This is a genomic window from Plasticicumulans lactativorans (genome assembly GCF_004341245.1).
Classification (GTDB): Bacteria; Pseudomonadota; Gammaproteobacteria; order Competibacterales; family Competibacteraceae; genus Plasticicumulans_A; species Plasticicumulans_A lactativorans.
Genome location: NZ_SLWY01000030.1, coordinates 1 through 23837 on the forward strand (window position 1 = coordinate 1; position 23837 = coordinate 23837).

The window sequence follows — 23837 nt, forward strand, 5'->3', positions numbered from 1 at the left end:
GCGGGCGGTAGCACGGCTGCGGTGCAAGAAGCGGATTATTCTGGGTTGCTTCAAAGAGACTGGCTTGTATTAGCTAACCATGCAGAGCTCAGTAACCTCGATAGATTTCTCTGCATGGCATCGCTGCTAACTCATGATCTGGATTCCCAGCGACGGAAGATGACACTGGCGTTTACTCCGCCAAATCCAAATCCATTCGACAGGGCATAATTGATTTTCGTTTTTCGTGCGGACAGGCCAACCAAGTCGAGGCCGTCAGCTACCTCATCAGGATTGACGAGATTAAGAGTGGGCGGAACGATCTGATCTCGTAATGCCAGAACGGTAAAAATGGCCTCGATCCCACCGGCTGCCCCCAATAGATGGCCCGTACTGGATTTGGTTGAGGTAATCGCGACACCCGAGTTCGGGCCGAATACAGACCGAATTGCAACCAGTTCCCCCTTGTCTCCCACTTGTGTAGAGGTCGCATGTGCATTGATATGCTGTACATCGCCGGGAGCAATGCCAGCCTGCCGCAATGCCTGCTGCATAGCGAACTGAGCGCCGCGGCCATCCTCTGGGCCTGCTGTCAGGTGGTAGGCATCGGCGCTGGTTCCGTAACCGACCAGTTCCGCCAACGGACGCGCGCCGCGTGCCAGCGCATGTTCCAGCGATTCGATCACCAGCAGGCCTGCCCCTTCGGCCATCACGAAGCCATCCCGGTCGCGGTCGAATGGGCGCGAAGCTTCATGAGGGCGGTCATTGAATCCAGTGGACAATGCTCGCGCCGCCGCAAAACAGCCAAGGCTGACGCGATGGATTGCCGCCTCGGCTCCACCACATACGGCGACATCCGCTTCGCCGCTGCGGATCAATCGCGCGGCGTCACCAATGGCTTGCACCCCGGCTGCACAGGCTGTCACCGGTGCTCCCAGTGGCCCCTTGAAGCCATGCTGGATGGAGACGTGCCCTGCGGCCATATTGGCGAGAAAAGACGGGGCGGTAAAAGGTGAAAGCCGGCGTGGCCCTCTGGCGTCAGTCGTTCGCACGGCCTCGGCGATGGCACCAAACCCGCCAATACCTGACGCGATGATGGTCGCAGTTCGCTGTTGCTGCTTTTCTTCGGTTGGATGCCAACCTGCTTGTGCAAGAGCCTCCTGCGCGGCAACGAGCGCAAATTCTATGAAGCGATCCATTTTCTTGCGCTCCTTGGCGGCAATGAATCGCTCCGGGTCGTAACCAGCTTGGGGGTCTTCCGCAAGGCTTGGCACCTGCCCACCAATAGCGGTACCAGTTCCGTCGGCAAGATCGGCAGGCAACACCCGAATGCCGGACTTCCCCGCCAACAGACGAGTCCACGTCGTCTCAGTGCCACACCCCAGCGGCCCCACGGTACCTGTCCCCGTCACCACTATTCGGGCTGATTTTTGGATGCTCATCGTTCCACCTCGCTTTACATATGTGCGACGCCTCACGACGAGCACTGGGTTGCTTTTTTGGCTACTACTCCGTTCATGCTCTTTGGTTTCGATAAGTCGAAGCCAAAGCGGGCTGTGATCGCAAGAGCGGAGGTCGGAAGTCGTTAGAACTTGCGCTGCTAGTCGTGCTTAACCCACGGGCCGGCACGTCAAAGACAAAGCAGGTCGTCGTCGGGCGTACAACTTGCCTTGCTCATCTTCGATGCGAGCTTCAGCCGTAGCGAGGCGCCCGCCGCCGTGGATCAGCCTGCCGGTCGCACGCAACGGGCACAGTCTTGTGCGAGGCTGGCCGCACAATGTTGATGCTGAGTTCGGCTGTCGTGTAAGAGCAGCCTGGCTGGTAGCGTGGATTGCACCGCACAACCAAGCGCTGAGTCCAGCAGAGTGGCAAACCAACCGCCGTGCACGGTCGACGGCGTGCTTGGATGCCGAATAGAGCGCCATGTACGGCGACGTTGACAATGCGGCCGGAACGTTGCTCGCGCATGTGTGGCAGCACCGCTTGGCTCGTGCGCAAAAAGCCGAAGAGGTTGGTATCGAATAGTGTCTGGGCTTCGGTACTTGACGTTTCTTCCGTCGCGCCGACCAAGGTCACGCCCGCACTGGTGACCAGCACGTCGATACGCTTGGCTTGAGCAATGATGGTCTGGACTCCACGTTGAACTGATGCTTCGTCACGGATATCCATCTCGACGAGCGCAACACCAGGTATTGCCTGCGCTTTTTCTGTATTGCGAACGGTGCCGAATACCCTGCGCCCCTGCTTAGCAAATTTCATTGCGGTGGCACGCTCGATAGCTGATGACACGCCAGTAATGACGACAACTTTGGTGTTCGACATGGCAGTTCCTTTTTGTATGGTGAGTTTGAGAAAGAGGATGGTCAGTTTTGCGACGGAACTGGCCTAATCTTGAACCAGATGGAATACATGGCCGGCAGGAACACCAGAGTCAGAATCGTTCCCGCAAACGTGCCGCCGATCAGCGTGTAGGCAAGCGTTCCCCAGAACACCGAATGGGTCAGTGGGATGAAGGCCAGGATCGCGGCCAGAGCCGTCAATATCACGGGCCGCGCACGCTGAACAGTTGCTTCGACGATCGCATTGAACGGGCTCAATCCTTCTTGCTCGTTGTGATGGATCTGCCCGATCAATATCAGGGTGTTTCGCATCAGAATTCCTGACAGCGCGATCAAGCCGACCAAGGCATTGATGCCAAATGGCTGCTGGAACAGAAGCAGCGTCGGCACTACGCCGATCAAGCCGAGTGGGCTGGTCAAGAACACCATGACCATCGCAGAGATCGAGCGCACCTGCAGGATGATGATGAGCAGGGTTAGCGCCAGCATGATCGGAAAGATCGGCAGCATCGCCACCGTCGCCTTGCCCGACTCTTCGATGGAGCCAGCCTCTTCGATTCGATAGCCGCTTGGTAGTTTGTCGATGATGGGCTGAAGTTGCTTGGTGATCGCTGTGGACACATCCGGCGGCTGCAAACCGTCGGCGATGTCGCCACGAACGGTAATCGTCGGCATCCGGTCGCGCCGGTGCATGATGGGTTCTTCCATGCGCACCTCGACCTTGCCCACCTGAGACAGCGGTATGCGTTGCCCGCTGGCGCCGGCCAGCGTGAAATCGCTAATCTTGGCCGCATCAAGCCGAACGTCGCCGGCTGAGCGCGCGACAACCTGCACTGTCCGAATATCCTCGCGTACCGTGGAGATCGGCACGCCGGTCAGCAGAAATTGCAGTTGCTGCGCGACGGAACTGGATGTCAACCCCAGCGCCTGCAAACGATCCTGTTGCAGCGTGAAGTGCAGCGTGGGCGTACGTATGCCCCAGTCGGTGTTGACCGTGCGCATCATCGGACTGGCATCCATGACTTGCTGCACTTCAGCAGCGATCTTGCGCAACTCATCCGGGTTCGGGCCGGTGACACGATAGGCAACCGGGAATGGAGAATACGGGCCGAATACGAGTTGCGTGACACGCAAGCGTGCTTCGGGGGCAAGGCCATCCGCAATGACCTGCCGCAGTCGGTGCTTGAGTGCTTCGCGTTCGTCCTGGTTGTCGGTGCGCACCACAACCTTGGCAAACGACGGGTCGGGCAGTTCTGGCCCCATCGAGAAGTAAAAGCGTGGGGCGCCTTGTCCGATGTAGGCAGTGACGATCCTGGCTTCCTTTTGTTGGGCTAGCCAAGACTCCACCTTCGCCGTGGCAGCGCTGGTCTGGGTGATCGACGTGCCATAGGGCATCTGCACTTCGATCAACACTTCCGGGCGGTCAGAGATTGGGAAGAATTGCTTTTTAACGACCGCCATGCCGAGGATGGCCAGTACGAAAAGGCTCACTACCGACCCGGCAACCAGCCATTTGCGAGCAATGATGCGAGACAGAAGCTGACGAAAACGGTTGTAGCGGGGGGTGGCGTAAAGCGCCTCATGACCACCTTCGACCTTCTTGAAGTCGGGTAGCAATTTGACGCCGAGATAGGGCGTGAATACCACGGCAACCACCCAAGAGGCGATTAGCGCGATCCCCACGATCCAGAACATATTGCTGGTGTATTCGCCCGCAGTGGATCGGGCAAAGCCATTGGGCATGAAGCCGACAGCCGTGACCAGCGTACCCGAAAGCATTGGTGCGGCGGTGTGGCTCCAGGCGTATGCAGAGGCAGCGATGCGGCTATAGCCTTCTTCCATCTTCACCACCATCATTTCAATGGCAATGATGGCGTCGTCCACAAGCAAGCCGAGCGCCAGGATGAGTGATCCAAGCGTAATACGGTCAAAGTTCTTGCCCGTGGCAAGCATCACCACGAAGACTATCGCCAATGTCAGAGGCACTGCAGCGGCAACCACGACACCTACGCGCCAGCCCATGCTTACGAAACTCACCAGCATGACGACAAGAAGCGCGGCAAAGAACTTGACCATGAACTCATCCACTGCCGAACTAATGTTGACAGCTTGGTCTGTTACTTTGGTCAGACTCATGCCCAGCGGCAGCTCGGCGTTGACCGCGCTGACTTCGCTGTCCAATGCTTTACCCAAGTCGAGTCCATTCCAGCCGTCGCGCATGACGATCCCCAACAGCAAAGCAGGTTCGCCACCGTTTCGGATCATGAACGTCGCGGGGTCTTCATAGCCTCGTTTGACCGCGGCGATATCCGACAGCTTTAGCGTGCGTCCCTGCGCAACCACCGGGGTATCGCGGATTTTTTGCAGCTTGTCGAAAGCGCCATCCAGGCGAATGAAAACCTGCGGCCCTTTGGTCTCCACTGACCCGGCAGGCGTCAAGGCATTCTGGCTATTGAGCGCGGCAAACACGTCTTGTGGGCTGACGCCCAGCGTAGCAAGACGCTCATGCGAGAACTCGACATAAATGCGCTCAGACTGTTCGCCAACGATATTGACTTTCTTTACCCCTGGAACGTGCAGAAGTCGCTGGCGCAGCGTCTCCGCGTCGCGTACCAGTAAGCGCTGCGGTTCACCCTTGGCCTTGAGCGCATACAACGCAAAGGTGACATCTGCGTATTCGTCGTTGACCATCGGCCCGATAACGCCCGGCGGCAGATTGCCTGTCTCGTCACCGACTTTCTTGCGTGCCTGGTAGAACTCTTCCTGTACTTCCGAAGGAGGAGTGCTATCGAGCAAGGTCAAGGTCGTAAAGGCCAGTCCAGGTCTTGTATAGGTTTCTGTTCGGTCGTACCAGCGCAGCTCTTGCATGCGCTTTTCGATTTTTTCGGCGACCTGATCCTGCATTTCCTGCGCTGTAGCCCCAGGCCAGGCAGTAATGATCGTCATCACCTTGACTGTGAAGGCCGGGTCTTCCGCGCGGCCTAACTTGAAGAAGGCAACGAGCCCGGCTAGCGAGATCAGGCAGATGAGGAACAGCGTGATGGATCGCTCGCGCACGGCGAGCGCTGACAGGTTGAATCGGCCTTCGCTCACGGACGTGCTCCTTCCGTCGTGGCGGCGGCCGTTTGAGCGCCTACACGTACCTGTTCGCCTTCGCTCAGGAGGTGTGCGCCCAGCGCGACTATCTGGTCGCCTTGCTTGAGTTGCCCGGCAACTTGGGCGCTGTCGTCTTCCAAATGCTGGATCGCAACCGCACGCCAAGAAACCTTCGCAGGCTTGCCACTGATGAGCCAGACCCCCGGCCCCTTGCCAGCATCAAAGATGGAGCTGATCGGCACCTGCAGGTCGCCCCGCACTGAGGCCGGCCCATTCGGAATCTGGATCGTGACAGTGCTGCCCAGTGGGGCGTTAACCAGTTCACCGTCCAGCACATACCTAGCCTCGAAGGTTCGGGTAAGCCGATCCGCAGCATCCGAGAGCTGCCGAAGCTTGGCTGGAGCACCAACGTTCTTGCCAAAGAGCGTAGCCTGCGCGGTGGAGCCGATCGCAGGGCGCAGGGTCTCCGGCAACTGGATAACGGCTTCACGTCGGCCGGCATGAGCCAGACGCACGACAGTCTGCCCAGCGCTGACAACCTGCCCAGGCTCGGCAAGCGTTTCCACAACGACACCATCGCCGTCGGCGACCAATTCCGCATAGCCGCTTGCATTACGGGCAACGATGGCTTGGGCTTCGGCTGCGCTGAGTTGGGCTTTGGCGGCATCCGCTGCTGCCTTGACCTGATCGTAGGCTGAGGCCGAAATCGCACCCGTGCCACGCAAGCCGCTGTAGCGAGCTTCATCTTCTGCGGTCTGCTGCGCTCGTGCCCGCGCGGCAGCGACTGCTTCTTGCTGCGCCTGGGCCGCAAGCTTCAGATCGACGGGGTCGATGCGCATGAGCGGCTGGCCGCGTTTGACGGTTTGCCCGACATCCACAAGCCGCTCCAGCACCTTGCCGGCGACACGGAACCCTAGATCGCTCTGTACCCGTGCGGCGACGGTTCCGGTAAATGACCGTGATGCCGAGGTTGCGCCTTCGACGATGGCAGCACGCACCAACGGTGCTTCAGTACGCGGGTCGGATGTCGTTTTGTCGCTACAAGCGGCCAGCGCAAGAGGCAATGCACAGATGAGGGTAGAGGTAGCGAGGCGGCGCCGGAGCATGAAAGTCCCATCGACGAAGTGATCGGACTTTCATTATGGTACTAGTGACCAAAATGGTCAATAGTCACAAACAGTTCTGAGACATGCGCTACGGAGACAGGCTGCGGAGCACCAGGTTGGACAGGTGCATCGGGGCCTCCTCGGTGTAGTCAAGGCTGTATTGCAGGAGCAAGGGGTTGAGGTAGGGGCGCATCACCAGATAGATCGCCTTTGCGGTCTCGTCCAAGGGGGTCTTGCGCTCGAAGTCCCCGCTCTGTCGGCCTTCCTGCAGGACATCCTGGAGCAGCTTCTGGATGTGTCCTTCATAGGCAACCACCGCCTGCCAGTTCTCTGTGGCGGCAGATGCGGCGATCTCATATAGCTTGCGATCCTGAAAGAACAGCTTGAGGCTTGCCTCGGTCGCAGCCTTGAACATCCGCCGTAGCTTTTCTGGCGCGAGGTCGGTTTCCGCCATCGCCGCACTGACCTCGGCTTCGATCTGGCGCAGGCAATTTGCACAGATCATTTCGCCGATGGCCTGTTTGGACTCGAAGAACTTGTAGATGTACGCCTTGGAAAAGCCGATGGCCTTGGCGAGATCGGAGACCGTCGTTTTCTCGTAGCCGTAGCGACTGAAGTGCTCGGTAGCGGCCGCGACGATCTGGTCTCGCACCTCATGATCGGCCGGGCCTCGGGCCGAAACGGGATAAGTGCTTGTTTTCTTCATGGGTTCCAGCTTACGCCAACCGCAATGATTGGACAACGTGTGACCATTTGGTATTATAGTCACTATCTGCTTTTTTGTGGAATACGCCCATGCTGCCAAAACACACCATTGTCGCGCTCACCGTTGCCAGCCTTCTGGCAGGCTGCGCTGTCGGCCCCGATTACGTTCGGCCCGACCCCCCCATTTCAGCCTGAACCGATTTCAGCGGCGCGCGAGGAAGCGCGCGATTTCCTGGGCGAAGGCGTCGGCGCGCCAGGTGTTGCTGGCGGTGACGTGGCTCGCGTGGGGCATCACCCACAGGCCGGCGTCGGGGATGGCCTGGAACATCGCCAGCGCGTGTTCGAGCGGCACCAGCGGATCGCGGTCGCCGACCACGATCAGCGTCGGGCAGTTCAGCGCGCGCAGGGTGTCGAGCGTGTGCGCGTGGTCCGAGGTGGCCGGGTCGAGGGCGTCGCTGACGCGCCCGATCACCGCCTTCCAGGCCTCGGGGCCGCCCTGCGCGAAATGGATCCGCGACAGCCAGGCATCGAGGCCGACGCTCTTCCAGTACGCCGGGTCGGCCATCTCGCGGGTGCCGGCGTGGGTGTCCTCGTTCTTGCGGTAGCTGACGCGGTAGAGCACCAGCCTGGCGACCCGCGCCGGGTGATGCACGGCGAGCCACAGCGCCACCGCGCCGCCCATCGACGAGCCCACCAGGTGCGCGCGCGGCAGGTCGAGCCCGTCCATCAGTTCGAGCACGGCACGGCCGATGTCGCCGATCGTCAGCCGCTCGGCGCGCATCGGGCTCTGGCCGTGGCCGGGCTGGTCCGGTGCGATCACGCGGAACTGGCGGGCGAGCGGTGCCATCTGCGGCTTCCATTCCTCGCCGCACATGCCGCCGCTGTGCAGCAGGATCAGCGGTTCGCCTTGGCCGGACTCGACGTAATGCAGCAGCTTCATCGCGGTGTCACCGTGTTGGGGGAGGCGCCGGCATTCTAGACTGGCGCGACGGAAGCCCCCACCGGACCGTCGGGGCGCGAGGGTCGAGACGATGCGAAACGGTTTCTTCCGGGCCCTGGGCCCGCACGGCTTCCACCGCGTGCACTACGTCGAGTGGGGCGATGCCGACAACCCCGAGGTGGTGGTGTGCGTGCACGGCCTCACCCGCAACGGGCGCGACTTCGACGAACTCGCGCGCGTGCTCGCCACCGACTACCGGGTGATCTGCCCCGACGTCGCCGGCCGCGGGCAGAGCGGCTGGCTCGAACACAAGCTCGACTACGGCTACCCGCTGTACTGCGCCGACCTCGCGGCGCTGATCGCGCGCAGCGGCGCCGAGCACGTCGACTGGGTCGGCACCTCGATGGGCGGGCTGATCGGCATGCTGCTCGCCGCGCAGGGCGATTCGCCGATCCGCCGGCTGGTGATGAACGACGTCGGGCCGTTCATCCCGCAGGCGGCGGTGCAGCGCATCGCCGCCTACGTCGGCCAGCCGGCGGCCTTCGACAGCTTCGCCGAGCTCGAGCGCTACGCCCGCACCATCTGGGCGCCGTTCGGCGCGCTCAGCGATGCGCAGTGGCGCCACCTGGTCGAGCATGCCGCCCGCCACCTCGACGACGGCCGCTGGAGCTTCGCCTACGACCCCGGCATCGCCGAGCCCTTCAGGCTGATGGCGCTGGCCGACGTCGACCTGTGGGCGGTGTGGGACGCCGTCGGCTGCCCGACGCTGGTGCTGCGCGGTGAACAGTCCGACGTGCTGGCCCGCGCCGACGCCGAGGCGATGCAGCGGCGAGGGCCGTGCGCACGCCTGGTGGAGTTCGCCGGCGTCGGCCACGCGCCGGCGCTGATGGCGCCCGAACAGATCGACGTCATCCGCAACTGGCTGCGCGAACCGGTCTGATGGCACTGCTGCTGCGCATCTTCGGCATCATCTTCCCGGTGTTCGCGGTGGCCGGCATCGGCGTGCTCTACGGCATGCGACACCGGCCGGACATGGCGGTGGTCAACCGCCTCAACATGGAGGTGTTCGCGCCGGCGCTGGTGTTCTGGGCGCTCGCCGACAAGCCCTTCGACCTCGCCGCCAACCTCGGCCTCGCGTTCGGCGGGGCGGCCGTGGTGCTGGGCTCGGGGCTGCTGCTGTGGCCGCTGGCGCGGCTGCTTGGGCTCGACGTCAAGACCTTCCTGCCGCCGATGATGTTCAACAACTCCGGCAACATGGGCATCCCGCTGGCGCTGTTCGCGTTCGGCGAGCCGGCGCTGCAGGCCGCCGTGGTGCTGTTCGTGGTCGAGATGGTCCTGCACTTCACGCTGGGCTTCTACATCCTCGACCACACCACGCGCTTCTCGCGCCTGCTGCGCATGCCGATGATCCTGGCCACGCTCGCCGGCCTCGGCTGCGGGATCGCCGGGCTCAGGCTGCCGGGGCCGCTCGCCGAGACCGTCCGCCTGCTCGGGCAGGTGTCGGTGCCGCTGCTGCTGTTCTCGCTCGGCGTGCGCCTGCGCGAGGTCGACCTGCGCGACTGGAGGACCGGCGTGCTCGGCGCCGTGCTGTGTCCGCTGTCGGGCCTGGCGATGGCGCTCGCGCTGCTGCCGCTGCTCGCACTCGACGAGCTGCAGGTGGCGCAGCTGCTGCTGTTCGGCGCGCTGCCGCCGGCGGTGCTGAACGTGCTGGTCGCCGAGCAGTACCGCCAGGAGCCCGAGCGCGTGGCCTCGATCGTGATGATCGGCAATCTCGGTGCACTGGTGACCCTGCCGCTGGTGCTGTTCTTCGTGCTGCCCGGCGCCTGAGCGGCCCGGGCACGTCCTCACCCCCGCTTCCGGAGTAGCCGCGATGTCCCGACAACTCAACGTGTTCGGCGAGCCGCTCGCCGTGTGTTCGGTGCTGCCGATGACCGGCTTCTATCGCTCGGGCTGCTGCGACACCGGCCCCGAGGACCTCGGCTCGCACACGGTGTGCACGCAGGTGAGCGCCGAGTTCCTGGCGTTCTCCAGGCAGCGCGGCAACGACCTCAGCACGCCGGTGCCGGCCTTCGGCTTCCCCGGCCTCAAGCCCGGCGACCGCTGGTGCCTGTGCGCGGCGCGCTGGCAGGAGGCCTGCGCGGCCGGCGTCGCCCCGCGCGTGGTGCTGGCGGCCACCCACCAGCGTGCGCTGGAGGTGGTCGAACTGGCGGCGCTGAAGCCGTACGCGCTCGATCTCGACTGACGACCGCGGGGCGGCGGCCCATGTGTGGATGCATCGCAGCGCTGCGCCGGCCGGCGTGGGCGCGGGGGCGCGTGCTGGGCTAAGCTCGCGGCCCTTTCGCCTGCGATCCGAACCATGTCCGCATCCCGCTCGTGGCACGCCTCCGCCGCGCTCGTTCCCGCGCTGTTCGTGCTGCTGTGGAGCACCGGTTTCATCGGCGCCAAGCTCGGCCTGCCGCACGCCGAGCCGTTCACCTTCCTCGCCGTGCGCATGGTCATCGCCGGCGCGCTGCTGCTCGCCTTCGCGCTCGTCAGCGGCGCGCCATGGCCGGCGAACGCGGCGGCGGCGGGGCGCATCGCGATCGCCGGCCTGCTGGTGCACGCGGTCTACCTCGGCGGGGTGTTCTACGCGATCGCGCACGGCCTGCCGGCCGGCATCGCCGCGCTGATCGTCGGCATCCAGCCGCTGCTGACCGCGGCACTGGCGGCGCGGCTGCTCGGCGAGCGGGTGACGCGCGCGCAGTGGTTCGGGCTCGCGCTCGGGCTCGCCGGGGTGGCGATGGTGGTCGGCGGGCGCGGCGGCGCCGGGGTGGGGCAGGTGTCGGCGGGGGGCGTCGTCGCGATCTTCGCGGCGCTGTTCGGCATCACCCTCGGCACGCTGTACCAGAAGCGCCACTGCGCCGGCATGGACCTGCGCTCGGGCGGCGTGATCCAGTACGGCGCCACCGCGCTCGCGCTGGGCGCGCTCGCCTTCGGCTTCGAGACGCGCCACATCGAGTGGACCGGCGAGTTCGTGTTCGCGCTCGCCTGGCTGGTGCTGGTGCTCTCGGTCGGCGCCGTCGGCCTGCTCTACACGCTGATCCGCCGCGGCGAGGCGGCGCGCGTCGCCAGCCTGTTCTACCTGACGCCGCCGGTGACCGCGGTGATGGCCTGGGGGCTGTTCGACGAGCGCCTCGGTGCGCTGTCGCTCGCCGGCATGGCGGTGGTGATGGCCGGCGTGGTGCTCGCCAACCGGGTGGCGCGATGATCCGTGCGGTGCTGTTCGACTGGGGCAACACGCTGATGCGCGACCTGCCCGGCATGCACGGGCCGATGGCGTACTGGCCGCGGGTGGAGGTGCTGCCGGGTGCGGCGGCGATGCTCGCGGCGCTGCGCGAACGCGGCCTCGGCACCGCGCTCGCCACCAACGCGGCCGATTCCGATGTGGCGCTGATCCGCGTCGCGCTCGCCCGCGGCGGGCTGGCGGATTTCCTCGACCACATCGTCTGCGCCGGCGAGCTCGGCATCACCAAACCCGACCCGGCGTTCTTCCACGCCGCGCTGGCACGCCTCGGCGTCGTCCCGGTCGAGGCGGTGATGGTCGGCGACAGCTGGACGGTCGACGTGCAGGGCGCGCGGGCGGCGGGGCTGCGCGCCGTCTGGCTGGCGCCGCCCGGCACGCCGCGGCGCAGCGGGGCCGGCGTGCACACCATCCACGGCCTCGCCGAACTGCCCGTCTGGCTGCACGGGCTGGGGTGAGCCGCAGCCCCGCGCTACCCCGTCGGGCCGTGCCGTACCCCTTCCAGCACGGCGTCGGCCACCACAAATGCGGCATCCGGACTGTGCGAAAGGCGCGCCAGTTGATACAGTACCAATCGCGTACTGTTTTGGTGAGAGCCGACACCATGATCCGCATCACCCGTGAAGCCGACTACGGCATCGTGCTGATGAGCCTGCTGGCGAACCACGTCGGCGAGGATTTCAGCGCGAGCCAGCTCGCCGAGCGTCGTGGCCTGCCGCTGCCGGTGGTGAGCAAGATCCTCAAGGTGCTGGCGCGCGCCGGGCTGCTCAGCTCGCGGCGCGGGGTGCAGGGCGGCTACCGGCTGGCGCGCAGCGCCGACGACATCAGCCTGGCCGACATCGTCGCCGCGCTCGACGGCCCCATCGCGCTCACCGACTGCAGTCCCGGTCATTCCCACGACTGCGCCTACCAGGAGCAGTGCGCGCTGACGCCGCACTGGTACCGCATCAACCAGGTCGTGATGCAGGCCCTGCAGGGCGTGAGCCTGCGCGAGATGAGCCAGCCCCCGGTCGCCCCCGCCTACGCCGTGGTCGATACCCACCGCCTTTCGCTGAGGACTTCGTCATGAGTTCCGAAACTCTCGAACGTCTGGCCGACAGCCAGTACGAGCACGGCTTCGTCACCGACGTCGAGCAGGACACCGTTCCGCCCGGGCTCGACGAGGACGTGATCCGCCTGATCTCGGCCAAGAAGGGCGAGCCCGACTGGCTGCTCGAATGGCGCCTCGAAGCCTTCCGCGGCTGGCAGCAGATGCCGGTGCCGGCGTGGGCGCACGTGCATTACCCGCCGATCGACTTCCAGGCGATCAGCTACTACTCCGCGCCGAAGCAGGGCAGTGACGGGCCGAAGTCGCTCGACGAGATCGACCCGGAGATCAAGAAGACCTACGACCGCCTCGGCATCCCGCTCGCCGAGCAGGCCTTCCTCGCCGGGGTGGCGGTCGACGCGGTGTTCGATTCGGTCTCGGTCGCGACCAGCTACAAGGGCAAGCTGGCCGAGCAGGGCATCATCTTCTGCTCGTTCTCCGAGGCGGTGCGCGAGCATCCCGAACTGGTGCGCCAGTACCTCGGCAGCGTGGTGCCGACGCGCGACAACTACTACGCGGCGCTGAACTCGGCGGTGTTCTCCGACGGCTCCTTCGTCTACATCCCGAAGGGCGTGCGCTGCCCGATGGAGCTCAGCACCTACTTCCGCATCAACGCCAAGAACACCGGGCAGTTCGAGCGCACGCTGATCGTCGCCGACGAGGGCGCCTACGTCAGCTACCTCGAAGGCTGCACCGCGCCGATGCGCGACGAGAACCAGCTGCACGCCGCGGTGGTGGAACTGGTCGCGCTCGACCGCGCCACCATCAAGTACTCGACGGTGCAGAACTGGTACCCCGGCGACAAGGACGGCCGCGGCGGCATCTACAACTTCGTGACCAAGCGCGGGCTGTGCAAGGGCGTGAAGTCGAAGATCTCCTGGACCCAGGTCGAGACCGGCTCGGCGATCACCTGGAAGTACCCGAGCTGCATCCTGCGCGGCGACGACTCGGTTGGCGAGTTCTACTCGGTGGCGCTGACGCGCGACCGCATGCAGGCCGACACCGGCACCAAGATGATCCACATCGGCAAGCGCACGCGCAGCACGATCGTCTCCAAGGGCATCTCGGCCGGCCACGGCCAGAACGCCTACCGCGGGCTGGTCAAGATCATGCCCACGGCCGAAGGCGCGCGGAACTACTCGCAGTGCGATTCGCTGCTGATGGGCGCGGCGTGCGGCGCGCACACCTTCCCCTACGTGGAGGTGCAGAACCCCACCGCGCAGGTCGAGCACGAGGCCACCACCTCGAAGGTGTCGGACGACCAGATCTTCTACCTGCAGAGCCGCGGCATCGCCGCCGAGGACGCGGTGAGCCTGATCGTCAACGGCTTCTGCAAGGAAGTGTTCAAGGAATTGCCGATGGAGTTCGCCGTCGAGGCGCAGAAGCTCCTCGAGATCAAGCTCGAAGGCAGCGTCGGCTGAGCGCCGGGCAGGGCAGGCATTCAGGGCGGGCGCGCAGCGGCGTCCGCCGGACGGTTCGGGCGGGGTGCGTCCCCGCCCCGGTACGCAACGGCCGCCGCCGCCGCGCGGCCGCCTAGCAGCGGGAAACACGACATGATCGAAATCAGCAACCTCCACGCCAGCGTCGATGATCGCGAGATCCTGCGCGGCATCGACCTGCGCATCGGTGCCGGGGAGGTGCACGCGGTGATGGGCCCGAACGGCTCGGGCAAGAGCACGCTCGCCAACGTGATTGCCGGGCGCCCCGGCTACACCGTCACCGCCGGCCAGGTGCTCTACCGCGGCCGCGACCTGCTGGAGCTGGAGCCCGAGGAGCGCGCGCGCGAGGGCGTGTTCCTCGCCTTCCAGTACCCGGTGGAGATTCCGGGCGTGAACAACCTGTACTTCCTCAAGGCGGCGGTCAACGCGATCCGCAAGCACCGCGGCGAGGCCGAGCTCGACGCGCTCGACTTCATGGAGCGCGTGCAGGCGCGTGCCGGCCTGGTGAAGATGGACGAGGCCTTCCTCAAGCGGCCGGTCAACGAGGGTTTTTCCGGCGGCGAGAAGAAGCGCAACGAGATCCTGCAGATGGCGGTGCTGGAGCCGACCTTCGCGGTGCTCGACGAGACCGACTCCGGGCTCGACATCGACGCGCTCAAGGTGGTCGCCGACGGCGTCAACGCGCTGCGCAACCCCGAGCGCGCCTTCCTGGTGATCACCCACTACCAGCGCCTGCTCGACTACATCGTGCCCGACGTGGTGCACGTGCTGGTCGACGGGCGCATCGTCGAGAGCGGCGGGCCGGAGCTCGCGCTCGCGCTCGAGGAGCGCGGCTACGGTGCCTTCGGCCGCCACGGCGGCGCCAGCCGTCGCGCGGGCGCGTGAGGGCGCGGCGATGAGCACACCGCTATCCGCCACGCCGCTCGCCGGCTCCTGGGCCGGCACGCTCGCCGCGCTGCTCGGCGAGCTGCCGCAGGCGCTGCGCTTCGACCACCACCGCCACGACGCGCTGGCGCGCTTCGAGGCGCTCGGCCTGCCCGGCCGCAGGGACGAGGCCTGGCGCTTCACCGACCTGAGCGAACTGAAGGCGCGCAGCTTCGTGCGTGCCGCCGGCGATCGCCCGATCGACGCCGACCTGCTCGTCGACCTCGACACCCCGCACTGCCTGAGCTTCGTCAACGGCCACTTCGCCGCCTGGCTGTCGCGGCACGGCAGCCTGCCCGCGGGCGTGTTCGTCGGCAGCCTGCGCGAGGCCGCCGAGGAGCATCCGGAGATGCTCGCCGGCGCCCTCGGCCGCGTGCCGGGGCTCGAAGGCCACGCGCTGGCGGCGCTGAACGGCGCGCTGTTCGAGGACGGCGCGTGCATCTACGTGCCGCGCGGCGTGGAACTGCCCGGGCCGGTGCACCTGCGCTTCATCGGTGTCGGCGACGACGTGCTCGCGCAGCCGCGCGTGCTGGTGGTGCTGGAGGACGGCGCGCGCGCCGCGGTGGTCGAGGACTATCTCGGCCACGGCCGCTACTGGCACAACGCGGTCACCGAGATCCGCATCGGCGCCGGCGCCGCGCTCGAGCACGTCGCGGTGCAGCAGGAGGCCGCCGCGGCCTGGCACCTCGGCGCGCTGCGCGCCAGCCAGGGCCGCGACAGCCGCCTCGTGCTGCGCCGCTGCGCCGCCGGGGCGCGCTTCGGGCGCAGCGACATCGCCATCGACCTCGCCGGCCCCGGCGCCGCGTGCGAGATCGACGGCCTGGCGCTGGTCGGCGACGCGCAGACGCTCGCCAGCCACCTGCTGCTGCATCACGCGGTGCCGCACGGCAGCAGCCGCCAGCACTTCAAGGGCGTGCTGCAGGGCAGGGGCCGGCACGTGTTCGACGGCCTGATCCGCGTCGCCGAAGGGGCGCTGCAGACCGACGCGCAGCAGCAGAGCCGCAACCTGCTGCTGTCGAAGGCGGCGCTCGCGACCACGGTGCCGCGGCTCGAGATCTACAACGACGACGTCAAGTGCAGCCACGGGGCGACCGTCGGCTACCTCGACGAGGATGCCGTGTTCTACCTGCGCACGCGCGGCATCGGCGAGGCCGATGCGCGGCGCCTGCTGGTGCGCGCGTTCGCCGGCGAGTTCATCGAGGCGGTGCCGTACGCCGACCTGCGCGAGCGGCTCGAACGCCGCCTCGCCACCTACCTCGGGGAGGGCGTCGCATGAGTGCGCTCCTGAAGCCGGCCGCGCCGCTCGACGTGGCCGCGATCCGCGCGCAGTTCCCGATCCTGAACCAGCAGGTGCGCGGCAAGCCGCTGGTGTACCTCGACAATGCCGCCTCGGGGCAGAAGCCCGAAGCGGTCATCACGGCGATCACCGACTGCTACCGCGGCTACTACTCGAACATTCACCGCGGCGTGCACGCGCTGTCGGAGCGCTCGACCACGGCCTTCGAGGAGGCCCGCGAGCGCGTGCGCAGCTTCCTCAACGCCGCCAGCGCGCGCGAGATCGTGTTCCTGCGCGGTACCACCGAGGCCATCAACCTGGTGGCGCACAGCTTCCTGCGTCCGCGCCTCGCCGCCGGCGACGAGATCCTCGTCACCGAGATGGAGCACCACTCGAACATCGTGCCCTGGCAGCTGGTGGCGGCGGAGAAGGGGGCCCGGGTCGTCGCCGCGCCGATCACCGACGTCGGCGAGCTCGACCTCGACGCCTTCGAGCGCCTGCTCGGTCCGCGTACCCGGCTGGTCGCGGTCGCGCACGTCTCCAACGTGCTCGGCACCGTCAACCCGGTGGCGCGGATCGTCGCGCTGGCGCGGGCGCGCGGCATCCCGGTGCTGGTCGACGGCGCCCAGGGCGCACCGCACCTGGGGGTGGACGTGCAGGCGCTGGGCTGCGACTTCTACGCCTTCTCGGCGCACAAGGTGTACGGGCCGAGCGGCGTCGGCGCCCTCTGGGGCAAGGCCGAGCACCTCGCCGCGATGCCGCCGTACCAGGGCGGCGGCGGCATGATCCGCCGCGTCAGCTTCGCCGGCACGACCTTTGCCGACCCGCCCGAGCGCTTCGAGGCCGGCACGCCCGACATCGCCGGGGTGATCGGCTTCGGTGCGGCGCTGGAGTGGACCCGCGGCATCGGCCTCGACGCCATCGCCGCGCACGAGGAAGCGCTCACCGCCTACGCGATGGCGCGGCTCGCCGAGATCCCCGGCCTGCGCCTGATCGGCACCGCCGCGGACAAGGCCGGCGTGGTCAGCTTCGTGCTCGGCCACGTGCACCCGCACGACATCGGTACCGTGCTCGACCGCGAGGGCGTGGCGGTGCGCGTCGGCCACCACTGCGCGCAGCCGCTGATGGACCGCTACGGCGTGCCGGCCACGGCGCGCGCCTCGTTCGCCGTCTACAACACCCATGCCGAGATCGACGCCCTGGTCGCGGCGCTGTGGAAGGTCAAGGAGTGGTTCGACTGATGCGCGCCGCCGTCCGCCAGCCAGTTCCCGGATGCCGCGCCGCGCGCGTCCGGGCCGCCCGTAACGGTTCTGGAGTTGTCTGATGTCCGACCTGCGTGATCTGTACCAAGAGGTCATCCTCGACCACAACAAGCGACCGCGGAACTTCCGCGTGATCGACCCGGCGAGCCACCACGCCGAGGGCTTCAATCCGCTCTGCGGCGACCGCATCGCCGTGTTCGTCGACGTCGTCGACGGCGTGATCCGCGACCTGTCCTTCCAGGGCCAGGGCTGCGCGATCTCGACCGCCTCGGCCTCGCTGATGACCGAGGCCCTGAAGGGCCACCCGGTGAGCGACCTCGATGCCCTGTTCGACAAGTTCCACGAGCTCGTCACCTCCGACGGCCCGACCCCGCCGGGCCTCGGCAAGCTCGCGGTGCTCGCCGGCGTGCGCGATTACCCGAGCCGGGTGAAGTGTGCCACGCTCGCCTGGCACGCGCTGAAGGCGGCGCTCGAACACCGCGCGGACCCGGTGGCCACGGAGTAGACCGATGAACGCGATCGTCAACACCACGGCCGAGCTCGAAGCCAAGGTGATCGAGGTACTGAAGACCGTCTACGACCCCGAGATCCCGGTCGACATCTGGGAGCTGGGGCTGATCTACGGGCTCAGCGTCGACCCCGCGGCGCGTTCGGCGCGCATCCAGATGACCCTGACCGCACCCGCCTGCCCGGTCGCCGGCTCGATGCCCGAGTGGGTCGAGAACGCCGTACGCAGCGTCGACGGCATCGACGAGTGCGAGGTCGAGCTGGTCTGGGACCCGCCGTGGAACCAGGAGATGATGTCCGCCCGCGCCAAGCTCGAGCTCAACCTGCTCTGAACACGGCGTGCTCAGGTGGCGGGCGCGACCAGCTGCGGCCGCGGCCGCGCCAGGCGCAGCAGCCCGAAGCCGAGCAGCAGCGCGCCGCTCGCCAGCAGCAGCGGCAGGCGGAAGTCGTCGCCGGGGCCGCTGAGGCGTGCCGACACCAGCGGGCCGACGATCTGCGCCACGCCGTAGGCGGCGGTCATCAGCCCGATCGCACGGCTGGCGCGGGTCGGCTCGGCCTCGCGTGCGATCGCCAGCGCGAGGCCGACCACCGCGATGAAGCTCGACCCGAACAGCACCGCGCCGGCGAGCGCCCCGGCGGCGTTGGGGGCGAGCAGCGGCAGGCCGACACCGAGCGCCTGCACCAGGTAGGCGCCGTCGAGTGCCCGCGCGCCGCCCCAGCGGTTCGCCACCCAGCCCCAGGCGAAGCTCGCCGGCAGCGCCGCCAGGCCCACCACCAGCCAGGTCGACTCGACGACCGCCGGCGACACGCCGAGGCCGCGCACGATCAGCGGCAGGAAGGTCGCGCTGGTGCTGTAGCCGTAGCCGGCGCAGGCGTAGGCGGCGATCAGCCACGGCAGGTGCACCGGTAGCGCCTGTGCGGCGGTGCGCGCCGGCATGACCGTCGACGGCGGCGGGCCGAACAGCGGCCGCACCAGCCACAGCAGCGGCACGCACAGGCCACCGCACGCGAGCCACAACGCGTCGACGCCGAGGCCAAAGCGGTCGAGCAGGTTTACCGCGAGGGTCGAGCCGACGATGCCGGTCGCCATGCCGCCGTACATCAGGCCGGAGCCGAAGGCGCGATGGCGCGCCGGCAGGCGTTCGAGCACCAGCGCGCCGCCGAGCACCATCGCCAGCGCCGCCGCCACCCCCGACACGAAGCGCAGCAGCGCCCACAGCGCGAAGCTGGCGCCGAGGCCCATGCCGAGCGTGCTCGCCACGCTCGCCAGCAGGCCGGCGCCGAACCAGCGCATGCGCTGCGCCGCCGGCACCCACAGTGCGGCGTAGAGCGCGCCGGCCAGGTAGCCGGCGAAGTTGATCGAGGCGAGCCAGCCGCCGGCGTGGGTGTCGAGGCCGTGGTCGCGCTGCATCAGCGGCAGCAGTTGCGTGTAGACGAAGCGGCCCACGCCCATCGTGATCGCCAGCGCCGCGGCGGCGCCGAGCAGGATGTGCCAGGGCACCGGGGGACGGGGGTCGGTTGCGTGCATCCGGGCGGCTCTCGTCTACAGGGGACTGGAGGTCGAGGGTAGCCCGATTGCTCGGCATTGGGGCATACCGCGAGCGCCGCGCTGCCATGCAGGGCACGCGCGGTCGGTGGGCGGAGGCGGGGGCGGGCGTCTTGCACCGCGACGGGGCCCGCAGGCTTGCGCGGCGGTGGCCGCCCGGCGCCTGCGCCTGTAGCATTTCGAGACACCGTCCGCGCGCCCCGGCGCCGTGCCCGTCCGCCGACCTGGAAGCCACCTTCATGCCCCATTTCGACAGCCTCGAACTGCGTCGCACCCTCGGCCAGTTCGCGACCGGCGTGGCGATCGTCACGGTGCGCACGGCCGACGGCGGCTGGGCCGGGATGACGATCAACTCCTTCGCCGCGCTGTCGCTCGAACCGCCGCTGATCACCTGGGCGGTGGGGCTGCACTCGCCGAACTGCGCGCTGTACGAGACGGCGACGCACTTCGCGATCAACGTGCTGGCGAGCGACCAGGTGGAGCTGTCGCGGCGCTTCGCCTCGGCGGTGCCCGACAAGTTCGCCGGGCTCGACTGCGAGCCCGGCCTCGGCGGCGCGCCGCTGCTGCGCGGCTGCATCGCGTGTTTCCAGTGCAGCACCGAACACTGCCTGCCGGGTGGCGACCACACGCTGATCGTCGGCCGCGTCGAGGCGATCGAGCGCGGCAGCGGCGCGCCGCTGCTGTTCTGGGGCGGCGACTACCGCTACGTCGCCTCCGCCTGATCGCGCCCGCGGCTCGTTATACTCGCGGGCCTTCGCCCAGCCGCACGGGATACCCGCCGCATGCAGTACCTCAGCACCCGGGGCGCCTGCGCGCCCAAGTCCTTCTCCGAGATCCTGCTCGGCGGCCTCGCACCGGACGGCGGGCTGTACCTGCCCGACACCTATCCGCAGGTCTCGCGCGAGGAGCTCGCCGCCTGGCGCGGACTGTCCTACGCCGGGCTCGCCTTCGAGATCATCCGCAAGTTCGCCACCGACATCCCCGAGGCCGACCTGCGCGCGATCGTCGAGCGCACCTACACCGCTGAGGTGTACCGCAGCGAGGCGATCACCCCGCTGCGCACGCTGGAGCCGGGGCTGCACGTGCTCGGCCTGTCCAACGGCCCGACGCTCGCCTTCAAGGACATGGCGATGCAGTTGCTCGGCAACCTGTTCGAGTACGTGCTCGGCAAGACCGGCGCGGAGCTGAACATCCTCGGCGCCACCTCGGGCGACACCGGGTCGAGCGCCGAGTACGCGATGCGCGGCAAGCGCGGCATCCGCGTGTTCATGCTGTCGCCGCTCGGCAAGATGAGTGCCTTCCAGACCGCGCAGATGTTCAGCCTGCAGGATCCGAACATCTTCAACATCGCGGTGCGCGGCGTGTTCGATGACTGCCAGGACATCGTCAAGGCGGTGTCGAACGACCACGCCTTCAAGGCCCGCCAGCGCATCGGCACCGTCAACTCGATCAACTGGGCGCGCGTGGTCGCGCAGATCGTGTACTACTTCAGCGGCTGGTTCGCGGCGACCCGGCGCGACGACGAGGAGGTCGCCTTCGCGGTGCCCTCGGGCAACTTCGGCAACATCTGCGCCGGCCACATCGCGCGCCGGATGGGGCTGCCGATCCGGCGCCTGATCCTCGCCACCAACGAGAACGACGTGCTCGACGAGTTCTTCCGCACCGGCGTCTACCGCGCGCGCGGCACCGCCGAGACCTTCCACACCTCCAGCCCGAGCATGGACATCTCCAAGGCCTCGAACTTCGAGCGCTTCGTGTTCGACCTGGTCGGGCGCGACGCCAAGGTGGTGCGCGAACTGTGGGAGCAGCTGGACGAGGCGGGCGCCTTCGATCTCGGCGGCACGCGCCACTTCGGTCAGATCGCGCGCTACGGCTTCGTCAGCGGGCGCAGCACCCACGCCGACCGCCTGCGCACGATCCGTCGTGTGTACGCCGACTACGGCGTGATCATCGATCCGCACACCGCCGATGGCCTGAAGGTCGCGCTCGCCAACCGCGAGGCCGGCGTGCCGCTGGTGGTGCTCGAAACCGCGCTGCCGGCGAAGTTCGAGGACACCATCGTCGAGGCCCTGGGCCGCAAGCCCGAGCGCCCCGCCGGCTTCGAGGCGATCGAGGAACTGCCGCAGCGCTTCGAGGTGATGGACGCCGACGCCGAGCAGGTCAAGCGCTTCATCGCCGCGCACACCGGGCTGTGAGCGGCACGATTTCCTTAAGCATCAGCGAGGACTGCGCCATGCGATTCCTTCTGCCCCTCGTGCTCGCCCTGCCGCTCGCCGCGGGCGCCGCCGAGACCACCATCACCACCGGCCGTGCCGGCGGTGCCTACCACGGCACCGGGCTCGAACTCGCCAAGGCCGCAGGGCTGCCGCCGCAGGCGGTGCGGGAGTCGCTCGGCAGCGAGCAGAACCTCGAACGCCTGGGGCGTGGCGAGGCGTCGATCGGCTTCGCGCAGATCGATGCCTACGCGACCTACCTGCGCCGCAACCCGGCGCAGGCGCAGAACGTCGAGATCCTCGGTTCGCTCGGCCGCGAGTGCGTGTACGTCGCCGCCGCCAGCGACGGCAAGGTGCGCGAGGACGGCGACCTGCAGAAGGAAGGCATGCGCGTCGCCGTCGGCGCCGCCGGCAGCGGCTCGGCGATCACCTGGCAGTACATGGCGACGCTGGAGCCGGGCTTTGCCAAGGCCAAGGCGGTGTACGAGGGTGGCACCACCCAGCTCGCCAAACTGCTGGCCGGGCAGATCGACGCCTTCCTGTGGGTGTCGAGCCCGGCCAAGCTCGACCAGGAGTTCCTCGCCACGGTGCGCGGCAACAAGAAGCTGCGCCTGGTGCCGGTGACCGACTGGGATTTGAACAACAAGCTGCCGAGCGGCGAGGCCGTCTACGAGTTCGACAAGCTCAGTCTCGAAAAGGGCATGTTCGCCGACACCTACAAGACCATCTGCATGAAGTCGGTGATTGTCGTGCGCAGCGATCTCGACGCCGCCACCAAGGACCGCGTGGCCGCGTTCGCACTGACCCGCGGTGCCGATTAGGCGGATCCGCGGGCGTGCTGCGCGTGATCGGAGGTGTTCCCGGCCGGGTGTCGGTGCAACTCACACGCGCACGACGTGCACGTCCACGGCCAGCAGCGGTGGGGGGTCCGCCGGCCCGAAGTAGCTGCCGGCCACCGGCGGCACGGTCTCGGGGTGGCGGGCGACCGACACCGGAATGTGGTCGGCACCCACCAGCACCCCGCCGGTCTGGTCGAAGCCCTTCCAGCCGGGGCCCGGCAGGTAGACCTCGGCCCAGGCGTGCGTCGACGACGGGCCGCTGTCCGCACCGGGGTTGTGCAGGTAGCCGCTGACGAAACGGCTCGCCAGCCCGAGCCCGCGGCAGGCCTCGATGAACAGCGTCGCGTAGTCACGGCACGACCCGCTGCGCCGCGCCAGCGTCTGCGCCGGCGACTGCACCCCCGGTTCCTCGCGCATGCGGTACTCGAAGTGACGGGCGATCGCGCGATTGAGCGTGTCGAGCAGCACGAAGGTCTCGAAGCTGCGGCCGAGCAGGCCCAGCCCGCCCAGCCAGTCGCGCACCGCGCCCTGCTCGGCGGGGTAGAGCGGCTGCAGGAAGGGCAGCAACTCGGCATATTCGTGCGCCGCATAGGCGAAGGGGTGGTTCACCGCGTACTCGTCGACCAGGAAATCGAGCGGGGCCACGTCGAACTGCTGGATCAGCACCTCGCTGGTGATCGCGAGTGCGTGTGCCGGGATGTCGTCAAAGGTGGCGACGGCGACGATGTTGTCGACCGTGTCGCGTTGCCAGCGTAAGCGGTGCGCGGGTGCGATCACCAGCGACGACTGCTCGATGTGCACGTCGTGACCCTCGCGCGGGCATAGCATCAGCCGGTGTGCGCCGAGTTGCACCGGAACGGCGAACTGGTACTCGGTGAGATGGGTGATCCGAAGTCGCTGCATGCCGGGCCTCCGCCTGCGTTGGCATCACGCGGGGCGCCACTGCTCCCGCTTCGCGTCGGAGCAACACTACCACCGTGCCCGGCACCGGCGGCGCGGCTTGCACAGGCGTCGGTCGGTCAGGGAGGCGGAGTCCGCATCGCCGCAGGGGTTGTGAATCGCGCGTCGGCTTGGTTGTGAACCAGGCCTGATGCCCGTGGCGCTGATTGACGGCGCAGATGAACGGCATCGTTTTTGATCGCTGTCGGGGTTAGATGATTGGGACAGGGAAAAGTGGGGTTGAGGGGTTGACGTGAAGGATTGATGGGCTAGACTGCGCGGCCCCTGAGTCGTGGAGAGGGAGTTGGGCCGAAGGATCGGCGGGGGGTGAAGGAAGATGGGATGCAGGGCTTGCGGGAT

22 protein-coding genes and 2 pseudogenes are annotated in these 23837 nt (G+C 67.4%); 15 read left to right on the forward strand and 9 right to left on the reverse strand.

Annotated features, from left to right (window positions below):
* Positions 1-131 precede the first annotated feature (131 nt).
* The 7 genes and pseudogenes from fabF to EV699_RS18565 all read right to left on the reverse strand — a co-directional run bounded on the left by fabF (position 132) and on the right by EV699_RS18565 (position 8165).
* Complete coding sequence (gene fabF, locus EV699_RS18535) at positions 132-1421, reverse strand: beta-ketoacyl-ACP synthase II (RefSeq protein WP_132545616.1); 1290 nt, start codon at positions 1419-1421, stop codon at positions 132-134.
* A 181-nt stretch (positions 1422-1602) separates the two neighbouring features.
* A pseudogene (locus tag EV699_RS18540) lies at positions 1603-1873 on the reverse strand (PaaI family thioesterase); the annotation flags it as partial.
* Positions 1845-2301, reverse strand: a pseudogene (locus EV699_RS18545) (SDR family NAD(P)-dependent oxidoreductase); the annotation flags it as partial. The pseudogenes EV699_RS18545 and EV699_RS18540, both read right to left, overlap by 29 nt.
* Before the next feature lie 41 nt (positions 2302-2342).
* Positions 2343-5411 (reverse strand): efflux RND transporter permease subunit, encoded by a 3069-nt coding sequence (locus tag EV699_RS18550; protein ID WP_132545618.1) that lies wholly within the window; start codon positions 5409-5411, stop codon positions 2343-2345.
* A complete protein-coding gene (locus EV699_RS18555; RefSeq protein ID WP_132545620.1) occupies positions 5408-6520 on the reverse strand; it encodes an efflux RND transporter periplasmic adaptor subunit in 1113 nt (370 codons plus the stop codon). Before EV699_RS18555 ends, EV699_RS18550 begins: the two co-directional genes overlap by 4 nt.
* An 88-nt stretch (positions 6521-6608) precedes the next feature.
* A complete protein-coding gene (locus EV699_RS18560; protein ID WP_132545622.1) occupies positions 6609-7226 on the reverse strand; it encodes a TetR/AcrR family transcriptional regulator in 618 nt (205 codons plus the stop codon).
* 201 nt (positions 7227-7427) lie between these two features.
* On the reverse strand, positions 7428-8165 hold the full coding sequence (locus EV699_RS18565; protein WP_132545624.1) for an alpha/beta fold hydrolase: 738 nt from the start codon (positions 8163-8165) through the stop codon (positions 7428-7430).
* A 91-nt stretch (positions 8166-8256) separates the two neighbouring features.
* Here EV699_RS18565 and EV699_RS18570 point away from each other — a divergent pair, with 91 nt between their 5' ends.
* The 12 genes from EV699_RS18570 to EV699_RS18625 all read left to right on the forward strand — a co-directional run bounded on the left by EV699_RS18570 (position 8257) and on the right by EV699_RS18625 (position 18272).
* Entirely contained in the window at positions 8257-9105 is an 849-nt protein-coding gene (locus EV699_RS18570; RefSeq protein WP_132545627.1) for an alpha/beta fold hydrolase, read from the forward strand.
* Entirely contained in the window at positions 9105-9992 is an 888-nt protein-coding gene (locus tag EV699_RS18575; RefSeq protein ID WP_165904207.1) for an AEC family transporter, read from the forward strand. Before EV699_RS18570 ends, EV699_RS18575 begins: the two co-directional genes overlap by 1 nt.
* A gap of 43 nt (positions 9993-10035) precedes the next feature.
* Positions 10036-10407 carry a DUF2237 family protein gene (locus EV699_RS18580; RefSeq protein ID WP_132545629.1) on the forward strand — a complete coding sequence of 124 codons (372 nt, stop codon included), beginning with the start codon at positions 10036-10038 and terminating at the stop codon, positions 10405-10407.
* A gap of 114 nt (positions 10408-10521) precedes the next feature.
* Entirely contained in the window at positions 10522-11412 is an 891-nt protein-coding gene (locus tag EV699_RS18585) for a DMT family transporter (RefSeq protein WP_132545631.1), read from the forward strand.
* Positions 11409-11903, forward strand: a complete 495-nt coding sequence (locus tag EV699_RS18590; protein ID WP_132545633.1) for an HAD family hydrolase — start codon at positions 11409-11411, stop codon at positions 11901-11903. Before EV699_RS18585 ends, EV699_RS18590 begins: the two co-directional genes overlap by 4 nt.
* Before the next feature lie 146 nt (positions 11904-12049).
* Positions 12050-12514 (forward strand): SUF system Fe-S cluster assembly regulator, encoded by a 465-nt coding sequence (locus EV699_RS18595; protein ID WP_132545635.1) that lies wholly within the window; start codon positions 12050-12052, stop codon positions 12512-12514.
* The gene (gene sufB, locus EV699_RS18600; RefSeq protein ID WP_132545637.1) at positions 12511-13953 is read left to right on the forward strand and encodes a Fe-S cluster assembly protein SufB; all 1443 of its coding nucleotides are present in this window, start codon (positions 12511-12513) and stop codon (positions 13951-13953) included. The genes EV699_RS18595 and sufB overlap by 4 nt, the downstream gene beginning before the upstream one ends.
* A gap of 132 nt (positions 13954-14085) precedes the next feature.
* The gene (sufC, locus tag EV699_RS18605) at positions 14086-14856 is read left to right on the forward strand and encodes a Fe-S cluster assembly ATPase SufC (protein ID WP_132545639.1); all 771 of its coding nucleotides are present in this window, start codon (positions 14086-14088) and stop codon (positions 14854-14856) included.
* 10 nt (positions 14857-14866) lie between these two features.
* A complete protein-coding gene (sufD, locus tag EV699_RS18610; protein ID WP_132545641.1) occupies positions 14867-16171 on the forward strand; it encodes a Fe-S cluster assembly protein SufD in 1305 nt (434 codons plus the stop codon).
* Positions 16168-17412 (forward strand): cysteine desulfurase, encoded by a 1245-nt coding sequence (locus EV699_RS18615; protein ID WP_132545643.1) that lies wholly within the window; start codon positions 16168-16170, stop codon positions 17410-17412. Before sufD ends, EV699_RS18615 begins: the two co-directional genes overlap by 4 nt.
* Positions 17413-17494: 82 nt before the next feature.
* Positions 17495-17938 carry a Fe-S cluster assembly sulfur transfer protein SufU gene (sufU, locus tag EV699_RS18620; RefSeq protein ID WP_132545645.1) on the forward strand — a complete coding sequence of 148 codons (444 nt, stop codon included), beginning with the start codon at positions 17495-17497 and terminating at the stop codon, positions 17936-17938.
* 4 nt (positions 17939-17942) lie between these two features.
* Positions 17943-18272: an SUF system Fe-S cluster assembly protein gene (locus EV699_RS18625; protein ID WP_132545647.1), complete on the forward strand. Its 330-nt coding sequence runs from the start codon at positions 17943-17945 to the stop codon at positions 18270-18272.
* A gap of 11 nt (positions 18273-18283) precedes the next feature.
* Here the strand turns inward: EV699_RS18625 and EV699_RS18630 are convergent, their stop codons facing one another.
* Positions 18284-19468, reverse strand: a complete 1185-nt coding sequence (locus EV699_RS18630) for a YbfB/YjiJ family MFS transporter (protein ID WP_132545649.1) — start codon at positions 19466-19468, stop codon at positions 18284-18286.
* A gap of 257 nt (positions 19469-19725) precedes the next feature.
* Here EV699_RS18630 and EV699_RS18635 point away from each other — a divergent pair, with 257 nt between their 5' ends.
* The 3 genes from EV699_RS18635 to EV699_RS18645 are packed head-to-tail and all read left to right on the forward strand — an operon-like array spanning position 19726 to position 22520.
* Positions 19726-20208, forward strand: coding sequence for a flavin reductase family protein (locus tag EV699_RS18635; protein WP_132545651.1), 483 nt, complete (start codon positions 19726-19728; stop codon positions 20206-20208).
* A 60-nt stretch (positions 20209-20268) separates the two neighbouring features.
* Complete coding sequence (thrC, locus tag EV699_RS18640; RefSeq protein WP_132545653.1) at positions 20269-21681, forward strand: threonine synthase; 1413 nt, start codon at positions 20269-20271, stop codon at positions 21679-21681.
* A 38-nt stretch (positions 21682-21719) separates the two neighbouring features.
* On the forward strand, positions 21720-22520 hold the full coding sequence (locus tag EV699_RS18645) for a TAXI family TRAP transporter solute-binding subunit (protein WP_132545655.1): 801 nt from the start codon (positions 21720-21722) through the stop codon (positions 22518-22520).
* A gap of 60 nt (positions 22521-22580) precedes the next feature.
* Here the strand turns inward: EV699_RS18645 and EV699_RS18650 are convergent, their stop codons facing one another.
* Positions 22581-23441 (reverse strand): transglutaminase family protein, encoded by an 861-nt coding sequence (locus EV699_RS18650; protein WP_132545657.1) that lies wholly within the window; start codon positions 23439-23441, stop codon positions 22581-22583.
* Between the last annotated feature and the right edge of the window lie 396 nt (positions 23442-23837).